This is a genomic window from Corynebacterium sp. (genome assembly GCF_030532965.1).
In the GTDB taxonomy this organism is placed as follows: domain Bacteria; phylum Actinomycetota; class Actinomycetes; order Mycobacteriales; family Mycobacteriaceae; genus Corynebacterium.
Genome location: NZ_JAUNKC010000035.1, coordinates 1 through 20412, shown reverse-complemented (window position 1 = coordinate 20412; position 20412 = coordinate 1). Strand labels below are relative to the sequence as shown.

The following is a 20412-nucleotide window of genomic DNA, read 5'->3' as shown; positions in this document are numbered from 1 at the left end:
TGACTTTCGACATTGTGCGGGATACGGCGCACATCTAGCGTGTTGAACCGGGGTTTTAAATGTGAGCGTGATTTCTCCACACCAGTTTCCCTGAACGAGATTCGTTTTACCCCAGCGCACGTTTGCTGTTGGCTTGGCATCCACACCCCAACTCGACTTTTATCTCCCCTAGGCCCCGACACCACCCACCAATCCACGCAAAGGTCGAGTTACCCGCAAAAACTGGCACCAGTTCAGCGCTTTGCCGCAGTTCAACGGCACCCAGCCCTCACAAATCCCCGCACAAACGTACCGGAAACCACCCCACCAATAGCTCCCAGCCCAAGGACAAGCCTAGGCGCGCCATCACTTGCCCTACACCCGAAACCATCCAAGAATTTCCCACCCACGCCCCAATCTCAAGCACGGCAAGCCAAGTGTCTCTGCCCCAACTCGACTTTTAATTCCCCTGGGCCCCGACACCACCCGCCACACCACGCAAAGGTCGAGTTAGTCTCAAAAGTTCGCACCAGTTTCTTGCTGTCCTGCAGGTTATCGCTGACCACCGCCACAATCGCAGCGCCCAGGTGTCCCGCGTGAGCTGCATGGCATAGGACGGCGAAACCGCCCCGAGTGAGATCAATTACGCGGGGCGGTTGTGTAAAAGGCTATCTGCGTGCCGAGAAATTTTTAGTGATAGTTTGGAGCTTCCACCGTCTGCTGAATGTGGTGCGGGTGGGATTCCCGCAGACCAGCCGAGGTGATCTGCACGAACTTAGCCTGCTGCAAATCAGCAATGGTGGTGGAACCGGTGTAGCCCATGGCAGCCCGCAGGCCGCCGACCAGCTGGTGGGTAATGGCCTCGATCGGGCCTCGGAACGGAACTTGGCCTTCGATGCCTTCCGGAACCAGCTTGTCTTCGCTCTTCACATCCGCCTGGAAATACCGGTCCTTGGAGAAGGACCGCTTCTCGCCGGAAAGGCCGCGTCCCTGCATCGCGCCCATGGAGCCCATGCCGCGATACCGCTTGTATTGCTTGCCGCCAACGATGACCACGTCACCTGGCGATTCGGCGGTACCGGCCAGCATCGAACCGAGCATCACGGTGGAGGCGCCTGCTGCGATGGCTTTCGCGATGTCGCCGGAGAATTGCATGCCGCCGTCTGCGATGATCGGCACACCAGCTTCCCGGGCCGGAACGGAAGCCTCCATGATTGCGGTGATCTGCGGTGCGCCGACACCGGCGACAACCCGAGTTGTGCAAATTGAACCTGGGCCGATGCCCACCTTCACGGCATCCGCACCGGCTTCAATCATTGCCTTAGCCGCAGCGCGGGTGGCAAGGTTGCCGCCGATCACGTCGACCTTGTGGCCGAATTCCTTCTTAACCTTCGACACCATTTCCAAAACGCCACGGGAATGCGCGTGAGCCGAGTCAACCACAAGGACGTCGACCCCGGCGTCGACAAGCGCCCCGGCGCGCTCGAAGGATTCGTCGCCAACGCCGATGCCAGCGCCCACCAGCAGGCGGCCGGAGGCGTCCTTTGCGGCATTGGGGTGCTGTTCGGTTTTCACGAAGTCTTTAACCGTGATTAATCCCGTGAGCTTGCCGTTTTCGTCAACGATGGGCAGCTTCTCAACCTTGTGGGTCGACAGCAGCGCCAGCGCCTCTTCTTTGCTGACTCCTTCTTTGGCCACGAACAGCGGCATGGGGGTCATGATCTCGCTGACCTTGCGGCTGAAGTCCGGTTCAAAGCGCATGTCCCGGTTGGTGCAAATGCCTAAGAGGGTGCCGTCGTTATCAACCACTGGCAGGCCGGAAATCCTAAACTTTGCGCACAGAGCGTCGACCTCGGCGATGGTCATGTCGGGAGTACAGGTGGCCGGGTCGGTGACCATGCCGGATTCCGAACGCTTCACGATTTCCACGTGGGCCGCTTGTTCCTCGATGGAGAGGTTGCGGTGCAATACACCCATGCCGCCTTCCCGCGCCATCGCGATTGCCATGCGCGATTCGGTGACGGTATCCATTGCGGCAGACAGGATCGGGATATTCAGCGAGATATTTCGGGTTAATTGGGTGGTGGTGGTTACTTCCGACGGGATTACATCTGATGCGTCTGGCAGAAGCAGAACATCGTCAAACGTTAGCCCGACAAGGGCAACCTTGTTAGGATCATCGCCACCGGTGGAAACTCGCTGTTGTGCCATTTAAAAATCCTCCTGCCAAAAGGTCACGCTATTTATTCGGTTAGAAGCACTGCCCGAAGTTGTTTCATCTAGCCTAGCGCTTTCTACCAGCATTGGCGCAATCGCAGTTATAACCTTTTATGTAACCGCTTCCTTCGGATTTCCCACCATTGCCGCAACGAGTCCCGATGCTCCTTTTCTGCAGCCAGTCTGGGTGAAGGTTCCGGCGGCCTGCGGTAAGCGTTATGGCCGCTGAAAATGCCTGGTTCCGATCACCGTTCGGCTTGGCAGTACCGTTATTTGGTGTGAGTGACCGGAGGGTTCAGGCATCGCGCCGCAAACCTGGATCGCGCGCGATAAACATGCACGTTTAACTATATGTACTACGTCTGTTGCGGTTATGCTGCTTCCTATTGGGTTCCGCTTGATAGTTCCTGATAAGCACTTTAGGGTAAAGACGTGACTTTTGATTGGCAAATGCCCCGTGATCCTTTCGCAGACGACCCCAACGATCCAGCGTCGTTTTTAGAAGCTGACGAACCGTTGCCGCCGCTTAGCGACGACGAACGGGCGCAGATCCAACAAGATTTACAGTTAGTCGCCCAATTCAAACAAGCACTGCAACCCCGCGGCATCAATGGGATTTTCTTCTTCTGCGAGGACTGCGACCAACAGCATTTTTACGATTGGGACATCTTAGCCTCCAATATGTTAGCCACATTGGCGGGCGAGCTAAGCCCAGTGCACGAGCCGGGCGTGAACCCTAACCCCCAAGCGTATGTGCCGTGGGATTACTGCCTGGGCTATTTAGACGGATTAGAAGCACCTAGATAAAAGTGACAAGCAGGGCAAAAGGAAAAGCGGTTCACGTGCCTCACAGGAGCTGACACGCGAACCGCTTTTGTCTTGGCTAATTCCGGTATTCCTCCGGAAGCTGGAGGCCATCGCCTGGGGCCGGGGAAGGCGCGGTGGTTGGCTCCGCACTCGGCGTTGGTGCAACCGGCGCAACCGACGGTGACTGCGTTTGCGTCTGCACCGGGGCAACCACAGCAGGAGCAGGTTCGGTAGTCACGGTCACGGTTGTGGTAACCGTTTCCACCGGACGCTCGGAGGTGATGGTGACGGTGGAGGTTTGAGTTTCCGTCGACGGTTCTTTCTTAACCGATTCTGCCTCTTCCTTTGCACCCAACTTATTCACCATAGCCTGGGCCTGCTCCAAAATCTCTTGGGCACCTGCCACATCGCCGTTGGCGGTGAGGTTATTGGCCTCTTCAAGCTTGCCCGCCAATTCGACCACTGCCTTGTGGCTTGGGGTAGCGCCGAATAACTGTTGTTGCAGCGGGTACAGCACGGAGCCTTCTTTTGCGCTGAGCACTGCGGAACCGCCGCCTGCGATGATGAGCGTGGCCGCTGCCGCTCCGATAAAGCCACTGGCGATCCGTCCCATACCCCGGTTGCGTCGAGAAGCAAGGTCGATGACATCCGGATTGTCCGCAATTGTGTGCGGAGCAGGCGTGTCAGACTCCGCTGCCGTCTCAATGACCGGTGCGGCTGGCATTGGTGCATATACCTCGTCGCGCAATTGCAGCAAAAGATCAGCGATGGGGTCCGCGCCATCGGTCGGATCCACACCGTGCGACAGCTCAGTCAGGAACGCATCAGTCGCGGCCAGCTCATCCAGCTGACCGTCGAACGGTTCCTGGTAACCGTCTCCCTTTGTCATACTTCTATCTCCTGTGAAAGGGCCTTGCGCAACGTGGAGAGGGCACGATGTTGTGCAACTCGAACTGCGCCAGGGGTACTACCAACAATTTCAGCAGTTTCTTCTGCTGAAAGCCCGACAAACACCCGCAAAATGATGATTTCTCGAGGCTTTTCACTAAGTAAATCGAGAAGTTGGCGCACTCTGTTACTACCCGCGCTGATCAGCGCCATTTCCTCTGGTGTACCCGTGTCTATTGCCTCGTCGGGCACCTCTTCGGTGGGGTTGGAAAGATCGCGGGAATAACTGCGGTGCGCATCGGCGACCTTGTTCGAGGCAATGCCGTACACGAATGCCATGAACGGTCGACCGCGGTCAACAAAATTCTGGATGGACGTTGCAACAGCTAGGCAGATTTCCTGTGCAACGTCCTCAGGAGTGGGGTGGCGACCACCGCTAATGCGGGCACGTGCGTATCGCAACACCATGGGGTGCACTATCTCAATGACATGGCGTAAAGCACGAGGATCGCCCTGACTGGCTAGCGGAACCAATTCCGCTAGCTGCTGTTCAGTTTCACTCATACTCAGACATCAACTTTCTTGGACGACACCATAACGTGGGGCCGAAAAACACTTCAATATCGCCCCTCAGATTACCTTTGGTCTGATGCCCGCGCACAAGTTTTTTCGATCCACACAGCAATTGTTATTTTACAATTACATTAGAAATTCTAAGAAAACCCGCAGTTAGTGCCGCATCAACGCCGCCCGATGGGCATAAATATATGCAAAAACAGGCGAGGGAATCAGTCTCGCTGGCCCCTCGCCTGTTGTATCAGTTTTTAGTGGTGGTGATGGTGGCCGTGGCCCGCAGCTGGGGCTTGCGGCTCAGCCGGTTTATCCACGATCGACGCTTCGGTCGTAAGCACCATGCGTGCAACCGACGTTGCATTCACAACGGCGGAGTGGGTCACCTTCACTGGGTCGATAATTCCCTGTTCGATAAGGTTGCCGTATTCCAACGTTGCGGCGTTAAAACCTTCACCGTTACCAAGCTCGGCGATGCGCGCAACAACCACTGCGCCGTCGAGGCCTGCGTTATCGGCGATCCAATAGGCAGGTTTCACCAGGGCGCGTGCGAGTGCCAATACGCCGATCTTGGCGTCGCCATCGAATTGCTGGGCGAATTCTTGGAGTTTCGAGGCGATCTGAACCAGCACCGAACCGCCACCGGCGATAACACCCTCCTGCGCAGCCGCACGGGCGGCGTTGATGGCGTCTTCGACCCGCAATTTGCGCTCGGAAACTTCGGTCTCAGTTGCGGCACCAACCTTGATTACCGCCACACCGCCAGAAAGCTTCGCCAGGCGCTCTTCCGCCTTCTCACGATCCCAGGAGGAATCGGTGGATTCGATCTCGCGGCGGATTTGCTCCCGGCGCCGTTCCAGCGCCTCTGCGGTGCCGCCACCGTCGACGATGATGGTTTCGTCTTTGGTTACGGTAACCCGGCGCGCGGAACCTAAAACGTCCAATCCGGCTTCGTTGAGGTTAACGCCAACCTCTGGGTCGATGACCGTTGCACCAGTTACGACCGCCAGGTCGTCCATGAATGCTTTACGACGCTCCCCGAAGTACGGCGATTTCACCGCAACGACGTGCAGGATCTTGCGGATGGCATTGACGACCAACGCTTGGAGCGGTTCGCCTTCCACGTCTTCCGCGATGATCAGAACCGGCTTGGAGGATTCCGCGATCTTTTCCAGCAGCGGCAGGAAGTCCGGCAGCGAGGAAATCTTATTGCGTACCAGCAACACCAGGGCGTCGTCTAGCACGGCCTTCTGGGTATCAACGTCGGTGATGAAATACGGCGACAGGAAGCCTTTTTCAAAGGAAACACCCTCGGTGATGTCCAGGTAGGACTCCATCGACTGGGATTCTTCCACCGATACCACGCCGTCTTTGCCCACCTTTTCCATCGCGGCGGCCACCATGTCGCCTACCTCGCTATCGCGGGAGGAGACTGTCGCAACGTTTGCGATGTCGGCAGCGGAGGATACCTCCGTCGCCCGGGACTTGAGTTCTTCCACCACGTGTTCGGCGGCGGCAGCGATGCCCCGGTTTAATTCGATGGGATTGGCACCGGCGGCGACGTTGCGCAGCCCTTCGGCGATAATCGCCTGGGCTAGCAGCGTAGCTGTGGTGGTGCCGTCACCGGCGATGTCGTTGGTTTTTACGGCCACGGACTTGACCAGTTGCGCGCCAAGGTTTTCAAATGGCTCGGCGAGGTCAATTTCGCGGGCGATGGTCACACCGTCGTTGGTAACGGTGGGGGAACCGAAGGTCTTATCCAGCACCACGTTGCGGCCCCGGGGGCCGAGGGTCACCTTGACGGCGTCGGCAAGCGCGTCGACGCCGCGGAGGATTCCCTCGCGGGCTTCTTGGTCAAATGCAATGAGTTTTGCCATGTGCGATTAGCCTTCGATGATAGCCAGAACGTCGCGGGAGTTCAGCAGTAAGTATTCTTCACCGTTGTACTTAAGCTCGGTGCCGCCGTACTTGGAGAACACCACGGTGTCGCCAACCTTAATGTCCATTGGCACCCGGTCGTCACCGTCGAAGCGACCTGGGCCCGCTGCCACAACCACACCCTCTTGTGGCTTTTCCTTGGCGGAATCTGGGATAACCAGGCCGGAAGCGGTGGTGGTTTCTGCTTCCTTGATCTGGACGAGTACGCGATCTTCAAGCGGCTTGATGTTGACGTTTGCCACGATAGTCTCCCTAGTGTGGAACGAGTGTTTGCTTTCATTTAGGTTGCTCATCAACCTACTGGCACTCTACCCGCGTGAGTGCTAAGGCTTCAAGCTCTTACGCTTAAAGCGAACACCAGGGGTCACACACGGACATTAGCCGGTTATAAGCTGCGGTATTTCCACCTCGAGGCTGGAATCAGTACCGACGCTTAACGACGACGGGCCGGCCCCCTCGTGGATCAATTGGGCCGCCACCGCCGCGATCATGACGCCGTTATCGGTGCAAAGGGAAAATCGGGGTACCCGCAATTCAATGCCAGCCGAGGTGCACCTGCGCCCGCACAGTTCCCGCAGCCGGGAATTGGCGGCAACTCCCCCGCCGAGAAGCAACACCTTAGCCCCGGTGTCCTGGCAGGCGCGGATCGCCTTGGCGCTTAAGACGTCGCACACCGCCTCCTGGAACGACGCGCACACGTCGGGGATGGAAATGACCCGCCCGTCGCGTTCTGCCTGTTCGACGTAGCGCGCGACTGCGGTTTTCAATCCGGAAAACGAGAAGTCGTGACGGTGCTCGCCGCGCAGGTCTTCTGCTTTGGACAGGCCCCGAGGGAAAGGAATGGCGGTTTTATCGCCGCCTTGGGCGAGCTTGTCGATCACAGGCCCGCCGGGGTAGCCCAGGCCGAGCAGCCGGGACACCTTGTCGTATGCTTCGCCGGCGGCGTCGTCAAGCGTGGCGCCCAGTTCTTTCATAGGTTTTCCGACGGCTTGCACCTCCAGCAACTGGGTGTGCCCGCCGGAGACTAACAGCGCCACCGAATGCGGCAGTGCTTCGCCTTCCAAATTTGCCACCGCGACGTGCCCGCCTAAGTGGTTGACCCCATAGAATGGAACGTCCCAGGCGGCGGCGTAGGCCTTTGCCGCCGATGCGCCGACCAATAATGCGCCCGCCAAGCCGGGCCCCACTGTGGCGGCGACCGCGTCCGGCACCGTGATATTCGCTTTCGCTAATGCTTCTTGCATGACGGGTTGCAAGGATTCCAGATGCGCCCGCGAGGCAATCTCCGGCACCACGCCGCCGAATCGGGCGTGCTGGCTCATGGAGCTTGCCACCACATCCGCCAGAATGGTCATGTTTCCGGCTGCATCCAATTCGATGATTCCGACACCGGTCTCGTCGCAGGAGGTTTCGATTCCGAGGATGATCATTTAACGTTCGCTCTTTCTGCTTCTGCACATGACGAATGCGTCCGCACCGGAAGGCTGATAGTAGTTTTTACGCAACCCAATGTGGATAAACCCATAGCTTTGATACAGGGTAATAGCGGGGTCGTTATCGGTACGCACCTCAAGAAAAATTGGGGCGTCATCGGCATCGGCCAGGCTTATAAGGTGATCCATCATGAGCCGCGCGATTCCCCGCCGGTGATGCGCGGGATCAACCCCAATGGTGTGGATTTCGTATTCGGGAAACTTTAGCGGGCCAAGCCTCGCTAGCCCGGCGTAACCGAGAAGGTGACGCGGGTTATCCTTATCCACCACCCCGATATAGTTGTTATGCGGTTGGGCGAATTCCATTAAGAAATCCGCGGCAGTCCACGGGTTATCGCCGGGAAACAAGACGCGCTCTAATTCCGCGCAGCGCGGGGCGTCGGCACCGGTTAGTTCTCGCAGCTCAAGGACGCTCATCGTTACACAACGTTAGTCACATCAATGTCGGGAACGGCTGGGGATTTCGGCCGGGCAGTTGGCTCTTTGGCGTCCGGGCGCCGCAGATACAGCGGTTCCACGGTTGCTACTGGCTGGTCAAGGTTGGCCACCGCGACCAACGCGGCGCCGCTAAGGGCCGTTTGGTAGCACGGCAAGGAGCTTAAGTGCTCCGGCAGCTGAAGGTGCTGCGGATAGCTGATGGCAACAGCTTCGGCGGTTACTGCGTCGGGTTTGCAGACGTCCGGCCCGGCAATGCGGCTGCCGCCCTTATAGCGCGCCCAATAGACTTCTTTACGACGCGCATCCGTCGCCACCACAACCTCATGTCCGTGAAGTTGCGGGTGGTCGGTGGTTAATTGCCAGGCAATGGCATCATGGGTGCACACCTGAAACAGAGGGATTCGCCGGGCATCGGCGATGGCCGCTGCGGTCGCTATCCCCACCCGCAGGCCGGTGTACGGCCCCGGCCCGCGGCCGACGACCACACCGTCGAGATCGGCAAAGCCGAGGCCTACGCGGCTGAGATTGTCTTTGATCGTGGGCACCAGGATTTCGTTATGGGCGCGTGCCGAATCGGCGATGACCGTCTCGGATACCGGTTCGCCGCTATCGACGATACCCACAATCAGTTCTGTGGTTGCAGAATCTATGGCGAGAATGCGCATGGGAGTGTTACGCAGCTAGGCGCCAAACATCGTCGAGTTCTTTCACCATTGGGACCAGCGATTGTGTGCTGAACGGTTCCACATTTTGCAGGTTACACAGATCGATGGTGTCCCGATCGAAACGCTCAAAGGTAAAGCTGCCGTCTACGCTACCGAGCATGATGTAGTTGTGGTGTTGGGAAATGCCGTTGGTAGGTAGGTGAAGCTTCTCCGGATCGATTTGGTACTTCGCCGCCACCGACTCGTTGGTTTCGCCTGGGCACAAGATTGCGCCTACCCGGTAGTCAACGCCGTAAAGATCGCCCAGCGACACCGCCCCGACGTGCAGCCCAGCGGCGTCGAACATCTTGATGGTTTTTTCAAACTTGCCGACTTTTTCCGTTGGGGTGGTATTGACATAGGACGCAGTAATCATGGTCGCTACCGCAATGATCATAAGCGCAATGCCAGCAGCCACGACGGCACTTGATTTGGAGTCTAATTTCATAGTGTCACTTTCTACCTACATGGGGTTTGCTTACAATACCGTACCTAATAACCTGCGGAAGTTTTAAACCGACATGGGCGAGACAATCCGCCAGTGTACGATCCGGGCCTCCGATTCCGGGTTTTCCGCCACGGCGGTTTCGCGATCAAATTGCACTAATACGTAGGTTTCCGCCAGTTGTTCCACAAGCCCACCGCCCCACTCGGCCACCACCACGGCGCTGGCCAAATCGGTATCAAGGTCTAAGGAATCAAGCGCGCCGGTGGGGTCGTCGTCAAGCAATCGGTAGGCATCAACGTGCACCAAGTCCGGCCCACCGGAAACCGACCGATGCTCCCTGGCGATAACAAAGGTGGGCGAAGTGACCCGGCCTTTGACGCCCATTCCCCGTGCAAGCCCCTGCGTAAAGGTGGTTTTACCGGCCCCCAGCGGCCCGTCGAGGATGACCACATCCCCAGCTTCTAATGACTGTCCGAATTCCTCGGCGAAGGATTGGGTATCGGCGGCGGTTTCCAATCGGACGGTTCCGCTTGCTGGAAAACTAGATTTCATTGCTGTCTCCTCAAGATCGCGTTATCGTGTAATTTCCGCAGCTGCCCGGCCTTCAAACCGGCGCACGGTCCGCCCCCCTGGCCGACACACAATGGCATAACTGATGTCGTCGAGCCGATACGCCAGTTCCTGCGCGCTCATGCCGCCTGGGCCGAAGATGATCGCGCGATCCCCAGCTGTCACGCCAGCTGGATTGTCCGATAAAAACACCACGAATTGATCCATGCAAATCCGGCCCACCTGCGGATACCTGCGCCCAGCTATGGTTACTTCCACCTGCGATTGGGCGTTTCTGGGCAGCCCATCGGCGTAACCACACGGGATGACTGCGATAAAACCATCCGTGGGTGCGTGCCAGGTCAAGGAATAGCTCACGCCTTGGCCTGCCTTAATGGGTTTGACTACAGTAACGGCCGCTTCCCACCGCATCGCTGGTTGAAGGCGGTGCGCCAACCCGGCGATCGGCTCTAGCCCATATGCCGCAAGCCCTGGGCGAACCATATCGAAATACAGGTCCGGCCGGGTCAAGGTGCCAGGGGAATTGCACAGGTGATTGACCGGCAACGCCAGTCCGGCGGCCCGACCGCAGGCGATGGCGCGTCGAAAAGCATCCGCCTGGCGGTTTGTATACTCGTCGGATACGTCGTCCGCGCAGGCTAAATGGCTCATCACTCCGGTGACCATTATTCCGGGCATGTTAAGCAACGCGAATACTTCCTGCCACTGCGCCTCATCCACCCCTGAGCGGTGCAAGCCCGTATCAACCTTTATGCATACCCGGATCGCAGCATTTCCCGATGTGCCGGTTTCCATCCCGCCGTTGCGCCGAACCGCCTCAGCCACGATCGCCTCTGCGTGCCGCACTGAAATCACCGCGAGGTCAATATTATTCTCGATCGCGGCAATAAAGTCCTGCTCCGGCGACCAGATCCAACACAGAATCGGCACGGTGATTCCTGCAGCCCTAAGCTTTTGGGCCTCTGCTAACGTCGCAACCCCGAGCTGGTCTGCGCCGTGCGCCACCATGACCTGCGCAACCTCAACTATGCCGTGGTTGTAGCCGTCTGCTTTGACCACGCACATAAGTTGCGCCGGGAACACCAGCCGTTTTAACAATTCCGTATTAGCGGCGATGGCATCTAAATCAACGACGGTTTCCAGCAGGTTCATGGACACCATTGTGCCATTTTCTTAACCGATGATTCGACCCGCAGCAGCAATGGCCTGCTCCACCATAGGTAAAACTGCCGCGATCCGTTCCTCAACGCTTCCACGCACCTGAATCATTGGCGTTGCCATCGCCGATAGCTCCGCAAGAAACCATTGATGCATATCGTGACGGATATGCTCGCCGTCCCGGATCCCGTCCTGCACGAACGGTATCTCATCGCCGGTGAGGATATAAAGGTCAGCCCGGCAGTCAGCCGCGATCGTTCTCATCTCGTCGGTGGTGTACCCCAGGTAGCGCCGCTGCCACAGCGTGGTCGCCCACGCATTCGTGTCACATACGATCACCCCGTCACTCGCCGCGGCGACCTCTCGCTCGTATTGTTGTTGCAGCCTGCCGATTCGGTGGAAATCTTCGTCTGTCCACTGGTAGCCCTGCGCCTGCTCGGGGAAAAACGACTGCATGGAATAGGTGTAGTCGCGGCCGATCTCCGGCACCCACGGCACGCGAAGCCTGTTCGCTAGCGCCTGGGCAAGCGTTGTGGTTCCGGTGGATTCCGCGCCCACCACAACAATCCGGGCAGCCAGCCCGGCGCGCACCGCCGGGTGTAGCCGCCGCCAGTTGCCAAAAATGTCCGCGCGCACTTGCGTCCCGGAAATCTGGTGTTGGTCGCGGTTGTGGTCGACCATGACATGTTCAGCTCCCATGTAGTGTGCCCAGGTAGGGCCGTATGCTTCGCTGCTGAACACCACGTCGGGTTTATATCGCAGAAATTGCATGGCGTGTGCGGCCCAGGCGCGGGAATCGTCGTCGAGGCCGATGTCGGCGATGATGTGGATGTGTGCTGCTGGGTGGGCTGCGCGTAGCCACGCCGCGCGGGTCGCTGCATCGATACGATACTCGGGGTTATCGACGACCAGCACGTCGACGTGTTCGCAGCTTGACAGTGCGGTATCGATAAGCAGGTGGTGCCCGGCGTGCGGTGGGTAAAATTTTCCGGCGACGATGCCGCTTTGATATCGCTTATCGACGCCACCCGGGTCGGCGGCACAAGGTTGTTGGTTCATGATGGGTTATACCAGTTGTGGGGTTGGAGTCGGCTCGGTTGCAGGGTGTGTAACGGCTGCCTGCCATTTCTTGAATCCGTAGATCGCATTAACCAGGAATAGGGCGTAAAGCACCGCCACAAACGGGACCTGTTTGTACCAGTACAATCCCACGGCAACGATGTCGAGCGCGATCCATAGGTGCCAGGATTGAAGTTTGCGTTGCATCATCAGTATCTGCGCGGCGAATGCGGTTGTGGTGGTGATGGCATCCAGCATTGGCAGGTCAGCAGGTTCCGGGAATACGCGTGGCAGATAAAGGTGAACCTGGCTGAGCATGAAACCCAGCGCAATGCCAATAGTGATTATGCCGACAGACCACCAGATGTATTCGGTGCGGCTGAGATTGCTGATGGCAACCGGGGTGCCGGGCTGTGCGGACGTTGTCCCCCGACTGCTGGTGCTTGCCCATAGGTACCAACCGATAATGCCGGTGATTAGGTAATATGCCTGTTCGGCCATGTCGGCGTAGAGGTTGATTTGGTAAAACAAGGCTCCGAACAGGATCACGCCGATGATGCCGATGGGCCAGGTCCAGATGTTTCGGCGGGCGGCGAGCACGACGGCGGCGAAATTGAAAATGGTGCCGATAAATTCGAGCCAGCTTATCTGATAGCCCCAAAGCTCAAAGGCGATTGTTTCAACGCTTAAAAAGGTGGACAGCATTGGATCTCCTTGGGTGGAAAACGATCACAGTAGTTAGTGTATTTAAAACACTAACACAAAGTGTAAAAACAACACCAACCCGTCGCGACGTAGAGCGTCGACAAGCAAAAACCCGCTAAAACGGCGACGGTAAAATCTCCAGGCCAGACGTGCGGAACTTATATAACTTCGCCGGGCGATGCGCCCCTGAAGTCCAATACCCGCCGGTTTCCTCGATAAGCCCCAGGCTTAGAAACTTCTTCCGAAAATTCCGCTTATCCAATTCCCGCCCCCACACCGCCTCGTACGCGGCCTGCACCTGGCTGAGGGTAAACGTCGAATCCACAAGACCCGAAACGGCATTGGAATAACTCATCTTCGACACCAGCCGCTGCCGGGCATAATCAATGATCTCCGCGTGGTCGAAGGCCAACTCCGGCAACGCATCCACCGGCCAGAACTTATGCGGCTGGGTTCCGCCCGGTAAGTCAAGCCCGAAACCACACCCTAGATACACCACCGAAACCGCATGGCCCCGCGGATCGCGCGCCACCGTATCCACCGTGCACAACTGTTCAAAAAAACCAACGTCAGACTGCAAATCCAACCCGACCTTATCGCGCACCACCCGGCTCAAGGCCTCCACCGTGGTCTCCCCCGCCGCGTTATAGCCGCCCGGCAAGGCCCATTCACCCCGAAATGGCTCCGCAGCCCGTTTCAGCAGCAATACCTCCAACGCCCCCTGGGCAATCCGAAACATGACAAGATCAACTGTTAAAGTCGGCGGGCGATAACCAGGTGCAATATCCATAATCAAAACCAAGAGTAACACTTCCCAACTGCCGCGAAACCCACGACTTTCGACTACCCTTTAAACCGTGGCTGAAAATCTAACAAAACACCTAGCGAAACTATCCAAGCGCGGACCGCACCGGGTACTGACGGGCGAACTCGATTTCGTGGGACTACCAGGAAAGATCTACACGCCCGCCGAAGGGCACGCGCTGGCTGGCGTTGCGTTTGGTCATGACTGGCTGAAAGACATCAAGAATTACCACGCCACACTCCGCCACCTCGCTAGCTGGGGCATCGTTGTCGCCGCGCCCAATACCGAAACCGGCCTCACCCCCAACCATCGCGGTTTTGCCTCCGACCTGGAAACCTGCCTGCAGGTACTCACCGGTGTCAAACTCGGTACCGGCAATATCACCGTGGCCCCGGGCCGCATCGGCGTCATAGGGCACGGCATGGGTGCCGGTGCCGCCGTGTTAACCGCCGCCGGTCGAGGCAACCTTAAAGCCGTGGTCGCAGCCTACCCATCAACCGTGACCCCTTCCGCCGAGGAAGCCGCCGCCGAAGTACATTCCCCCGGCCTGGTTCTAGGCACCGGCGAATACGCCTTCTTCGATTACGGAAATCCCGCTAACCTCGCCGCGCAATGGGCAGGCCCGGTGGCCTACCGGGAGGTTGAGGGCGCAAACCACGATGTGCTTAACGAGTCCCGGCTCTTCCCGCTTCTGACCGGCCTGTGCAACCGGCACATCACCAGGGAGCGGGTACGCGGCCTGATTACCGGGTTCCTGCTGGCCACTTTGACCAACGAACGCAAGTACTCCGGCTTCCGCGCCGCCGACTCCTACGCCAAGAAAGTAACCTCCATCCACGGCTCGGAGCTACTGGCCAAGGCAGATTTCGCGCAGTACGCCGACTAGCCATCACATCTTCCGCAGCACCCCTTTCACCTTGCCTTTCCTGCGCAAGGTGCTAGGCTGCCGGGGCATCTCACCGTCGCCTACTTTACGACGCCCGGCGGTGCGATTCGCTTCCGCCTCAACGGCCTTTAGCTGCGCTTCAAATTCCGCCATGCGTTTATCCGTTGCATGCCGAAACTTCTCAATAAAATCCGCGTATTCCATCTCAATTACCACCCTCCGGCATTACGTACATCATCCGTTTGAATCGGCTGCGCTGCCACCGGTTGCGGCGCAGGCGGCGGACACGATACCTGCGAATGTGGTGTCTGCATCGCTGACGCTCCCTTATGCCCCACCGCAGTCGGGGCATAAGGTTCGTTCTTTGTCGCCATAACAGGCGGTACCTCTTTCTGCCCTATAGGCTTAGTGTGTTGATGCTCTTCAGCAGCCGCCTGCCCGGCAGCAGTAGATTGCACATCACGCGAATCCGATGCCGCTAGCACCGTTTTTTCAGCTGGAGCATCATCGTCAGCTCCGGTCACAAAATCGACCAGCCGATCAACGTCATCACCAATGCCCACCACGGTTTGTTTCACCGTCCCCAGCACGTCAACGGCCGCAGCCATCGTTTTCGCCGCACCGGCGGCCAGGGTTTCCGACATTGGATGTGGCGTAGACTGTTGGGCATTCGATTCCGCGAGGGTTTCAACCACGTCGACCAACTTTCCATAGCTTGCCGCGATCGCATGATCCCGCTCACCGCAAATATCCGTCATCGCGGACAGCGACTCATCAACGACACCCGCCCCAAGCGAAACCAACTGGGCAAAACCTTCTGGATTTTCCGCCGGATCTATGCTGCTGAGCATGGTTGCCAGCATGTCGATCTGCGCCGCCGCGCGCTCCTCCACCCTCTGGCATTGGTTCGTGGCTGAATCATTGATCTCATCGACGGCTGACGATGCGGCGTCTGCTTCTTTGCCTGCGGATTCCGCATCATCGGAGGCACCAAACCAATCCGATATCAACCCCTGCAACGCATCGCCAATGAGCCCGACTGCAACGTCGACAAGCACGCCGGTTATCACCTCGGAGATTCCGGCCGCGGTTTCCGACTGGGACGAACCCCGCACGAGCTGGGCGGCTGATCGGATAGCCGAGGTATCCAGACCCTTCGTCGCGCCAAAAGCCCGCTCAACCTGGGCAATCGCCTGGGTGGGTGGGCGATAGGTGCCGCGACTCGCCGTCACCAACTTTTCAATTGCACGCAATAATATGCTGGTTATGCCGCTTCTCATCGCTGCCCACCGAACCCACTGGCGTTATCGACATCAACCGCCGCTATCAACGCCACATCAGCGTCCGCCGCAGCAGCGGCCTCCTTGACGTTGACGATCTGACGCGCGATGCGATCATGCAACCGGCCAAACGCGGCCGCCAACCGTTGCTCATACTCGCCGAAATCACGCCCCAATGCACCAGCTGAAACCTGCGGGATATCCGCATTATGCACGCGAATTTGAGTATCAGCCTCACGCTGTAAGTCGCCCAATAGACTCCGCGCTACTGGCACATCGACCTGTATTCGACCTGACGTCATGGTAACCAACCTCTTTTCCAAAAAATCCGACGCCGCAACCGGCGCCCCAGTAAAAAGTCGCTTACCTAGTTAGACTCACCCAAACCCCCATTTGGTTCCATGAAAATTTTCCCCCACCCCAGATGGGTAAACTCGCACCACCATAGCCCCACCCCCAGGGCGCTTAGCGGTGCAGGAAAACCACCGTTAGCCTGGCATATTAATTACACACGATGCACACCGCATGCCCGGCTGCCGCCGCTTTCGAATAAAAATCAGCCAGACCGGTCACCACTTCCACCACGTCATCGTCGTCAATGGTTGGTGCCACCACAGCCAATTTCTCAGCAAAATCCGCCACTTCTTGAGCCGTGGAAATAATTACCGGTGGGTCCTCGACAATAGTGGTCACCCCGTAGATCGCCGGGATCAAGCTGGGATCGTGTTCTGTGAAATACTCCGCCGCGAAATGCGGCGCTTTATCAAACTCGATGTAGTCTTCGACTTCGGTATCGTCCTCTTCTTCTAACCACTCGAAAACAATATCGGTAGCAGTATCCTCATCGGGTGCTGCCTGCAAACTGGCCAATTGCTCGTCGCTAAGCTCGAAATAATACGGAACAATCATTTACGGTCCTCCTTATATGCTGCTTGGTCTTTTACCAAGACTAGCGGCGATCGCTGCCGCGTGGGGCAAACGAAAAGCGAAAATCCGTCACACATCTGGCGCGCAACATGAACGATACGCAGCCATATAAAAAGCATCGATATCGACGTCTTCCCTGCTAAACGAGTATTCGTACAGGAACTCATCCAGCTTCCTATCGTCAGCAATCGCCTCACCCGCCACCGACACCGCGCTCGCAAACCGCGCCCGATAAAACAACGGCCGAACCAGCTTGGGCGATTCATCCGCATCCAAGCAGTCCAAATACACGTCATCAGCTTCCTCAGCCCACTCTGCGAAATTCTCCGGCCTAAACAACTGCTCGGAATCTCGCAGCAACGCCGACATCTCCGCCGACACCGCAGTTCCCGGATCAGTCGGCGCAACCCGATCCAACCAATCGGCCACCACAACCGCGATAAACCGCCTGCGCTGGGCTTCGTCCAGCCCGCAAATCAGCTGCAATTCCTCCGAAAATTCCGGCGGCGACACCAATACGAACACAATCTATCCCTAACTTTTGCTTTTCGACGACACCGCTGCGGGCTAAGGTAGCCAGGGATTAATGCCTTTCTCCGCGAGTACATCCGCCCACGCGTCAACAAGCAACGCTATGGACTTTTTATCTTCCTTCGTTTTCACAAGCGGCACCAAACGATCCCACTGCTCCTGTGACAAATACGGCGTCGCATAAAAAATCACCGACGCCACATCACAACTATCCTTCGTCTTATCAGCAAGACCCTTAAACAACGCATCAATCTTGCCCACAATAATCTCCGGATGCTGCTCCAACTTCTCATTCACAACCGACGGAAACCACGGCACAACACCATTCTTCACCAACTTCTCACGCGTCTTCGCAACATTAATTCGCAACGACGACTGCGTCTCAAAATCATCAAACTTCGGCGCAATCACATCCCACTGCTCCTGCGAAAGCTTCGGCAACAACCCCATCAACACAAACAAAAAATCACGCGCATCACCAGAAGCAATCAACCCCCCCAACTCAGCAACCCGCCGCTTACTACCACCAGCCAATCTTCCCAAAACACAAGCAGCATTAACCCGAATACTACCTAATAACAGGTCTTTTTCACCCTGCTCAGGTAAAGCACGAAAGGCATCCACCGCAGCCTCCCACTGCAACGCATGCTTCGCCTTCACATGGTCATAAATCCACGAAATAACGTGACCGACCATAACTGGATATTCCCGCAAGTCCTCCACCAAAAAAGGTGAATGTTCAATCACCGCCAACACAAGATCATCAGAAACAGAAACATGCCGCGACGGCAACCGATCAGGCAAACCAAACTTCACCAACACCTGCGACAGCACAACACGCTGCTCATCCAAAGAACTTCGCTTAGACATAATCGTTGTTCCTTTCGCCAAGTACTGGATGAAGTTGAGCCTTTCCGTGCAGGCTTATTTCCAGACGCTGCGCATGAGCATCAAACCACTCCGCCATCTCACCCGCCACAAAAGTAACTTGACTCAAATGCGGCAACCGAAACAACCCCAGCGCCTCCTCATCAGGCTGAGTAACCATCAACCGGCGGACTGAATGAATCGGCCGCTCATACTTCGGCAACGCCAAATTCTCACGCCGATACACAATCCGCTCAGAATGATCCAAATACTCACTCGACAACTCAAAACAAGTACTAACTATAAAAGCAGCAACATCACTAGAGCCCAATCGAATCGGAAACGCGCGCACCCGTGAATCAAGCGCTGAGAGCTCATCCACAAAGGCCTGATTACCAAAGAAGTAACCCATCAAAAGCATGGTAGCGACATGCGGCTTGTCAGAATCAAACTTCGCCAATTGCCGCTCACTAGCATCCAATACGGGAATGATCTTCTCACTACACCGCGTCGCAAATTGCGGCTGATCAAAACAAAAACTCAAATAATCATCAACCCGAGTTTGCTTAATCGGCTGGCCAGGAAACACACCAAGAAAATCATCACGCGACAAAATCGCATATACCGTCTCTGGGTTAATCACATGCGCTTCCTTCCCACGGAACTACCCCATACTTATCGACGTTTTTACGTTAGCTTCTTAGTTTCCGCAGCCCACGGTAACCACGGATTGATACCTTTCTCCGCAAGTACATCCGACCACGCATCAACAAGCAACGCTATGGACTTCTTATCTTCCTTCGTTTTCACAAGCGGCACCAAACGATCCCACTGCTCCTGCGACAAATACGGCGTCGCATAAAAAATCACCGACGCCACATTATGACTATCCTTCGTCTTATCAGCAAGACCCTTAAACAACGCATCAATCTTGCCCACAATAATCTCCGGATGCTGCTCCAACTTCTCATTCACAACCGACGGAAACCACGGCACAACACCATTCTTCACCAACTTCTCACGCGTCTTCGCAACATTAATTCGCAACGACGACTGCGTCTCAAAATCATCAAACTTCGGCGCAATCACATCCCACTGCTCCTGCGAAATCTTCGGCAACAACCCCGTCAACACAAACAAAAAATCACGCGCATCACCAGAAGCAATCAACCCCACCAACTCAGCAACCCGCTTCTTACTACCACCCGCCAGTCTTCCCAAACACACAGCCATCACTACACGATCATCGCCTTTTAGCCTGTCACCGTCCTCCCTACTCGGCAACGCACGAAACGCCGCCACCGCAGCATCCCACCGCGACGCATGCTTCGCCTTAACATGCGAGTCTAAACACGAAACAAACTCACCAAGCACCATCGGATAGTCCAACAAATCCGAAACAATCTCAGGCGCATGCTCCACCATCGCCAACACCACATCATCAGAAACAGAAACATGCCGCGACGGCAACCGATCAGGCAAACCAAACTTCACCAACACCTGCGACAACACAACACGCTGCTCATCATACGAAAACCGGTTCGACATACTCTAATTTCTCCTACCAATACCCTAACTGTCTACCTGCCACAAATATTTGAGATTCATTGATTCGATGAAGGAAAACATGACCATTTTCATCTATTGCTCTCATTAGTGGACGACTTATTTTAGTGTCCTTCAGGACGAAAATGTGATATTCAATTCCTTCAGCCTTTGTATAATCAATACCGTCTTCAATCTGTTTTGATCTTCCTAGCGTTTTAACTGCCTTGTCTTCAGGAATTCCGAGATAAGCATCTGTACGACGATCGAAAAGTCGCCCATCAGAAATCCGATCACGTACATCGACAGTATAAAACACCCGTCTATCATCGTGGAGCATACCTAGTTGATCCGCATGCAGTTTTGCCGCTAATTCACCTACTTTGCCTTTTTGAGTGGGGGATAACCCAGTAAAGATTCGGCCGAATCTAGTTTTCCTCCATGCTGATGGGCAATACTTCAACCCGTAGTAGTCGATGAGAACAGTGGGGTTGGTGACGTAGCCTTGGGGTGTTGCTATGTTCGGTGTGATTCCGAGTGGATCTTGGGCGTTATAGATTCCGGCTTCTGGTTGGTAGTACCGGTACCGGTTATACA

The 20412-nt window shown here is 56.4% G+C and carries 24 protein-coding genes and 1 pseudogene; 2 read left to right on the top strand and 23 right to left on the bottom strand.

What is annotated here, in order from left to right:
* Window positions 1–669: 669 nt before the first annotated feature.
* The gene (guaB, locus tag Q4D85_RS12915) at window positions 670–2190 is read right to left on the bottom strand and encodes an IMP dehydrogenase (protein ID WP_303200989.1); all 1521 of its coding nucleotides are present in this window, start codon (window positions 2188–2190) and stop codon (window positions 670–672) included.
* Window positions 2191–2628: 438 nt separating this feature from the next.
* Between guaB and Q4D85_RS12910 the strand changes: the two genes are divergently transcribed.
* Window positions 2629–3003, top strand: coding sequence for a DUF5319 domain-containing protein (locus Q4D85_RS12910; RefSeq protein ID WP_303200987.1), 375 nt, complete (start codon window positions 2629–2631; stop codon window positions 3001–3003).
* Window positions 3004–3079: 76 nt separating this feature from the next.
* On the opposite strand, the gene Q4D85_RS12905 is transcribed toward Q4D85_RS12910, so the two are convergent.
* The 13 genes from Q4D85_RS12905 to Q4D85_RS12845 all read right to left on the bottom strand — a co-directional run bounded on the left by Q4D85_RS12905 (window position 3080) and on the right by Q4D85_RS12845 (window position 13764).
* Entirely contained in the window at window positions 3080–3892 is an 813-nt protein-coding gene (locus Q4D85_RS12905) for a hypothetical protein (protein ID WP_303200986.1), read from the bottom strand.
* The gene (locus Q4D85_RS12900; RefSeq protein ID WP_303200984.1) at window positions 3889–4455 is read right to left on the bottom strand and encodes a sigma-70 family RNA polymerase sigma factor; all 567 of its coding nucleotides are present in this window, start codon (window positions 4453–4455) and stop codon (window positions 3889–3891) included. The genes Q4D85_RS12905 and Q4D85_RS12900 overlap by 4 nt, the downstream gene beginning before the upstream one ends.
* Before the next feature lie 260 nt (window positions 4456–4715).
* Entirely contained in the window at window positions 4716–6338 is a 1623-nt protein-coding gene (groL, locus tag Q4D85_RS12895; RefSeq protein WP_303200983.1) for a chaperonin GroEL, read from the bottom strand.
* A 6-nt stretch (window positions 6339–6344) separates the two neighbouring features.
* Complete coding sequence (gene groES / locus Q4D85_RS12890) at window positions 6345–6641, bottom strand: co-chaperone GroES (RefSeq protein WP_303200982.1); 297 nt, start codon at window positions 6639–6641, stop codon at window positions 6345–6347.
* A 135-nt stretch (window positions 6642–6776) separates the two neighbouring features.
* Window positions 6777–7829, bottom strand: a complete 1053-nt coding sequence (gene tsaD, locus Q4D85_RS12885; RefSeq protein ID WP_303200981.1) for a tRNA (adenosine(37)-N6)-threonylcarbamoyltransferase complex transferase subunit TsaD — start codon at window positions 7827–7829, stop codon at window positions 6777–6779.
* Window positions 7830–8309 carry a ribosomal protein S18-alanine N-acetyltransferase gene (rimI, locus tag Q4D85_RS12880; protein ID WP_303200980.1) on the bottom strand — a complete coding sequence of 160 codons (480 nt, stop codon included), beginning with the start codon at window positions 8307–8309 and terminating at the stop codon, window positions 7830–7832. It abuts the gene before it with no gap.
* A 2-nt stretch (window positions 8310–8311) separates the two neighbouring features.
* Window positions 8312–8995 carry a tRNA (adenosine(37)-N6)-threonylcarbamoyltransferase complex dimerization subunit type 1 TsaB gene (tsaB, locus tag Q4D85_RS12875; protein WP_303200979.1) on the bottom strand — a complete coding sequence of 228 codons (684 nt, stop codon included), beginning with the start codon at window positions 8993–8995 and terminating at the stop codon, window positions 8312–8314.
* Between the two features lie 7 nt (window positions 8996–9002).
* Window positions 9003–9482 carry a hypothetical protein gene (locus Q4D85_RS12870; protein WP_303200977.1) on the bottom strand — a complete coding sequence of 160 codons (480 nt, stop codon included), beginning with the start codon at window positions 9480–9482 and terminating at the stop codon, window positions 9003–9005.
* A 63-nt stretch (window positions 9483–9545) separates the two neighbouring features.
* Window positions 9546–10034, bottom strand: a complete 489-nt coding sequence (gene tsaE, locus Q4D85_RS12865) for a tRNA (adenosine(37)-N6)-threonylcarbamoyltransferase complex ATPase subunit type 1 TsaE (RefSeq protein WP_303200976.1) — start codon at window positions 10032–10034, stop codon at window positions 9546–9548.
* 21 nt (window positions 10035–10055) lie between these two features.
* Window positions 10056–11204 carry an alanine racemase gene (gene alr, locus Q4D85_RS12860; RefSeq protein ID WP_303200974.1) on the bottom strand — a complete coding sequence of 383 codons (1149 nt, stop codon included), beginning with the start codon at window positions 11202–11204 and terminating at the stop codon, window positions 10056–10058.
* Between the two features lie 21 nt (window positions 11205–11225).
* The gene (locus tag Q4D85_RS12855; RefSeq protein WP_303200972.1) at window positions 11226–12269 is read right to left on the bottom strand and encodes an AAA family ATPase; all 1044 of its coding nucleotides are present in this window, start codon (window positions 12267–12269) and stop codon (window positions 11226–11228) included.
* A 6-nt stretch (window positions 12270–12275) separates the two neighbouring features.
* A complete protein-coding gene (pnuC, locus tag Q4D85_RS12850) occupies window positions 12276–12974 on the bottom strand; it encodes a nicotinamide riboside transporter PnuC (protein ID WP_303200971.1) in 699 nt (232 codons plus the stop codon).
* A gap of 115 nt (window positions 12975–13089) precedes the next feature.
* Window positions 13090–13764 (bottom strand): NUDIX domain-containing protein, encoded by a 675-nt coding sequence (locus Q4D85_RS12845; protein WP_303200969.1) that lies wholly within the window; start codon window positions 13762–13764, stop codon window positions 13090–13092.
* Between the two features lie 67 nt (window positions 13765–13831).
* Here Q4D85_RS12845 and Q4D85_RS12840 point away from each other — a divergent pair, with 67 nt between their 5' ends.
* Window positions 13832–14665: a dienelactone hydrolase family protein gene (locus Q4D85_RS12840; RefSeq protein ID WP_303200967.1), complete on the top strand. Its 834-nt coding sequence runs from the start codon at window positions 13832–13834 to the stop codon at window positions 14663–14665.
* Between the two features lie 3 nt (window positions 14666–14668).
* Here the strand turns inward: Q4D85_RS12840 and Q4D85_RS12835 are convergent, their stop codons facing one another.
* From Q4D85_RS12835 to Q4D85_RS12795, 9 genes and pseudogenes are all read right to left on the bottom strand, one after another.
* On the bottom strand, window positions 14669–14869 hold the full coding sequence (locus Q4D85_RS12835) for a hypothetical protein (RefSeq protein WP_303200964.1): 201 nt from the start codon (window positions 14867–14869) through the stop codon (window positions 14669–14671).
* Window positions 14870–14874: 5 nt separating this feature from the next.
* Complete coding sequence (locus Q4D85_RS12830; RefSeq protein WP_303200962.1) at window positions 14875–15918, bottom strand: hypothetical protein; 1044 nt, start codon at window positions 15916–15918, stop codon at window positions 14875–14877.
* A 23-nt stretch (window positions 15919–15941) separates the two neighbouring features.
* Window positions 15942–16247: a hypothetical protein gene (locus Q4D85_RS12825; RefSeq protein WP_303200960.1), complete on the bottom strand. Its 306-nt coding sequence runs from the start codon at window positions 16245–16247 to the stop codon at window positions 15942–15944.
* A gap of 199 nt (window positions 16248–16446) precedes the next feature.
* The gene (locus Q4D85_RS12820; protein ID WP_303200958.1) at window positions 16447–16854 is read right to left on the bottom strand and encodes a DUF1877 family protein; all 408 of its coding nucleotides are present in this window, start codon (window positions 16852–16854) and stop codon (window positions 16447–16449) included.
* Window positions 16855–16941: 87 nt separating this feature from the next.
* Complete coding sequence (locus tag Q4D85_RS12815; protein ID WP_303200956.1) at window positions 16942–17397, bottom strand: hypothetical protein; 456 nt, start codon at window positions 17395–17397, stop codon at window positions 16942–16944.
* Between the two features lie 42 nt (window positions 17398–17439).
* On the bottom strand, window positions 17440–18273 hold the full coding sequence (locus Q4D85_RS12810) for a hypothetical protein (protein ID WP_303200953.1): 834 nt from the start codon (window positions 18271–18273) through the stop codon (window positions 17440–17442).
* A complete protein-coding gene (locus tag Q4D85_RS12805) occupies window positions 18266–18913 on the bottom strand; it encodes a hypothetical protein (protein ID WP_303200952.1) in 648 nt (215 codons plus the stop codon). Before Q4D85_RS12805 ends, Q4D85_RS12810 begins: the two co-directional genes overlap by 8 nt.
* A gap of 44 nt (window positions 18914–18957) precedes the next feature.
* On the bottom strand, window positions 18958–19818 hold the full coding sequence (locus tag Q4D85_RS12800; RefSeq protein WP_303200949.1) for a hypothetical protein: 861 nt from the start codon (window positions 19816–19818) through the stop codon (window positions 18958–18960).
* Window positions 19819–19831: 13 nt separating this feature from the next.
* Window positions 19832–20412, bottom strand: a pseudogene (locus tag Q4D85_RS12795) (hypothetical protein); the annotation flags it as partial.

Excerpts from the sequence above, each read along its gene's own strand:
- guaB (WP_303200989.1), bottom strand. The coding sequence starts at position 2,190 with ATGGCACAACAGCGAGTTTCCACCGGTGGCGATGATCCTAACAAGGTT.
- Q4D85_RS12905 (WP_303200986.1), bottom strand. The coding sequence starts at position 3,892 with ATGACAAAGGGAGACGGTTACCAGGAACCGTTCGACGGTCAGCTGGAT.
- Q4D85_RS12900 (WP_303200984.1), bottom strand. The coding sequence starts at position 4,455 with ATGAGTGAAACTGAACAGCAGCTAGCGGAATTGGTTCCGCTAGCCAGT.
- groL (WP_303200983.1), bottom strand. The coding sequence starts at position 6,338 with ATGGCAAAACTCATTGCATTTGACCAAGAAGCCCGCGAGGGAATCCTC.
- tsaD (WP_303200981.1), bottom strand. The coding sequence starts at position 7,829 with ATGATCATCCTCGGAATCGAAACCTCCTGCGACGAGACCGGTGTCGGA.
- rimI (WP_303200980.1), bottom strand. The coding sequence starts at position 8,309 with ATGAGCGTCCTTGAGCTGCGAGAACTAACCGGTGCCGACGCCCCGCGC.
- tsaB (WP_303200979.1), bottom strand. The coding sequence starts at position 8,995 with ATGCGCATTCTCGCCATAGATTCTGCAACCACAGAACTGATTGTGGGT.
- Q4D85_RS12870 (WP_303200977.1), bottom strand. The coding sequence starts at position 9,482 with ATGAAATTAGACTCCAAATCAAGTGCCGTCGTGGCTGCTGGCATTGCG.
- tsaE (WP_303200976.1), bottom strand. The coding sequence starts at position 10,034 with ATGAAATCTAGTTTTCCAGCAAGCGGAACCGTCCGATTGGAAACCGCC.
- alr (WP_303200974.1), bottom strand. The coding sequence starts at position 11,204 with ATGAACCTGCTGGAAACCGTCGTTGATTTAGATGCCATCGCCGCTAAT.
- Q4D85_RS12855 (WP_303200972.1), bottom strand. The coding sequence starts at position 12,269 with ATGAACCAACAACCTTGTGCCGCCGACCCGGGTGGCGTCGATAAGCGA.
- pnuC (WP_303200971.1), bottom strand. The coding sequence starts at position 12,974 with ATGCTGTCCACCTTTTTAAGCGTTGAAACAATCGCCTTTGAGCTTTGG.
- Q4D85_RS12845 (WP_303200969.1), bottom strand. The coding sequence starts at position 13,764 with ATGGATATTGCACCTGGTTATCGCCCGCCGACTTTAACAGTTGATCTT.
- Q4D85_RS12835 (WP_303200964.1), bottom strand. The coding sequence starts at position 14,869 with ATGGAATACGCGGATTTTATTGAGAAGTTTCGGCATGCAACGGATAAA.
- Q4D85_RS12825 (WP_303200960.1), bottom strand. The coding sequence starts at position 16,247 with ATGACGTCAGGTCGAATACAGGTCGATGTGCCAGTAGCGCGGAGTCTA.
- Q4D85_RS12820 (WP_303200958.1), bottom strand. The coding sequence starts at position 16,854 with ATGATTGTTCCGTATTATTTCGAGCTTAGCGACGAGCAATTGGCCAGT.
- Q4D85_RS12810 (WP_303200953.1), bottom strand. The coding sequence starts at position 18,273 with ATGTCTAAGCGAAGTTCTTTGGATGAGCAGCGTGTTGTGCTGTCGCAG.
- Q4D85_RS12800 (WP_303200949.1), bottom strand. The coding sequence starts at position 19,818 with ATGTCGAACCGGTTTTCGTATGATGAGCAGCGTGTTGTGTTGTCGCAG.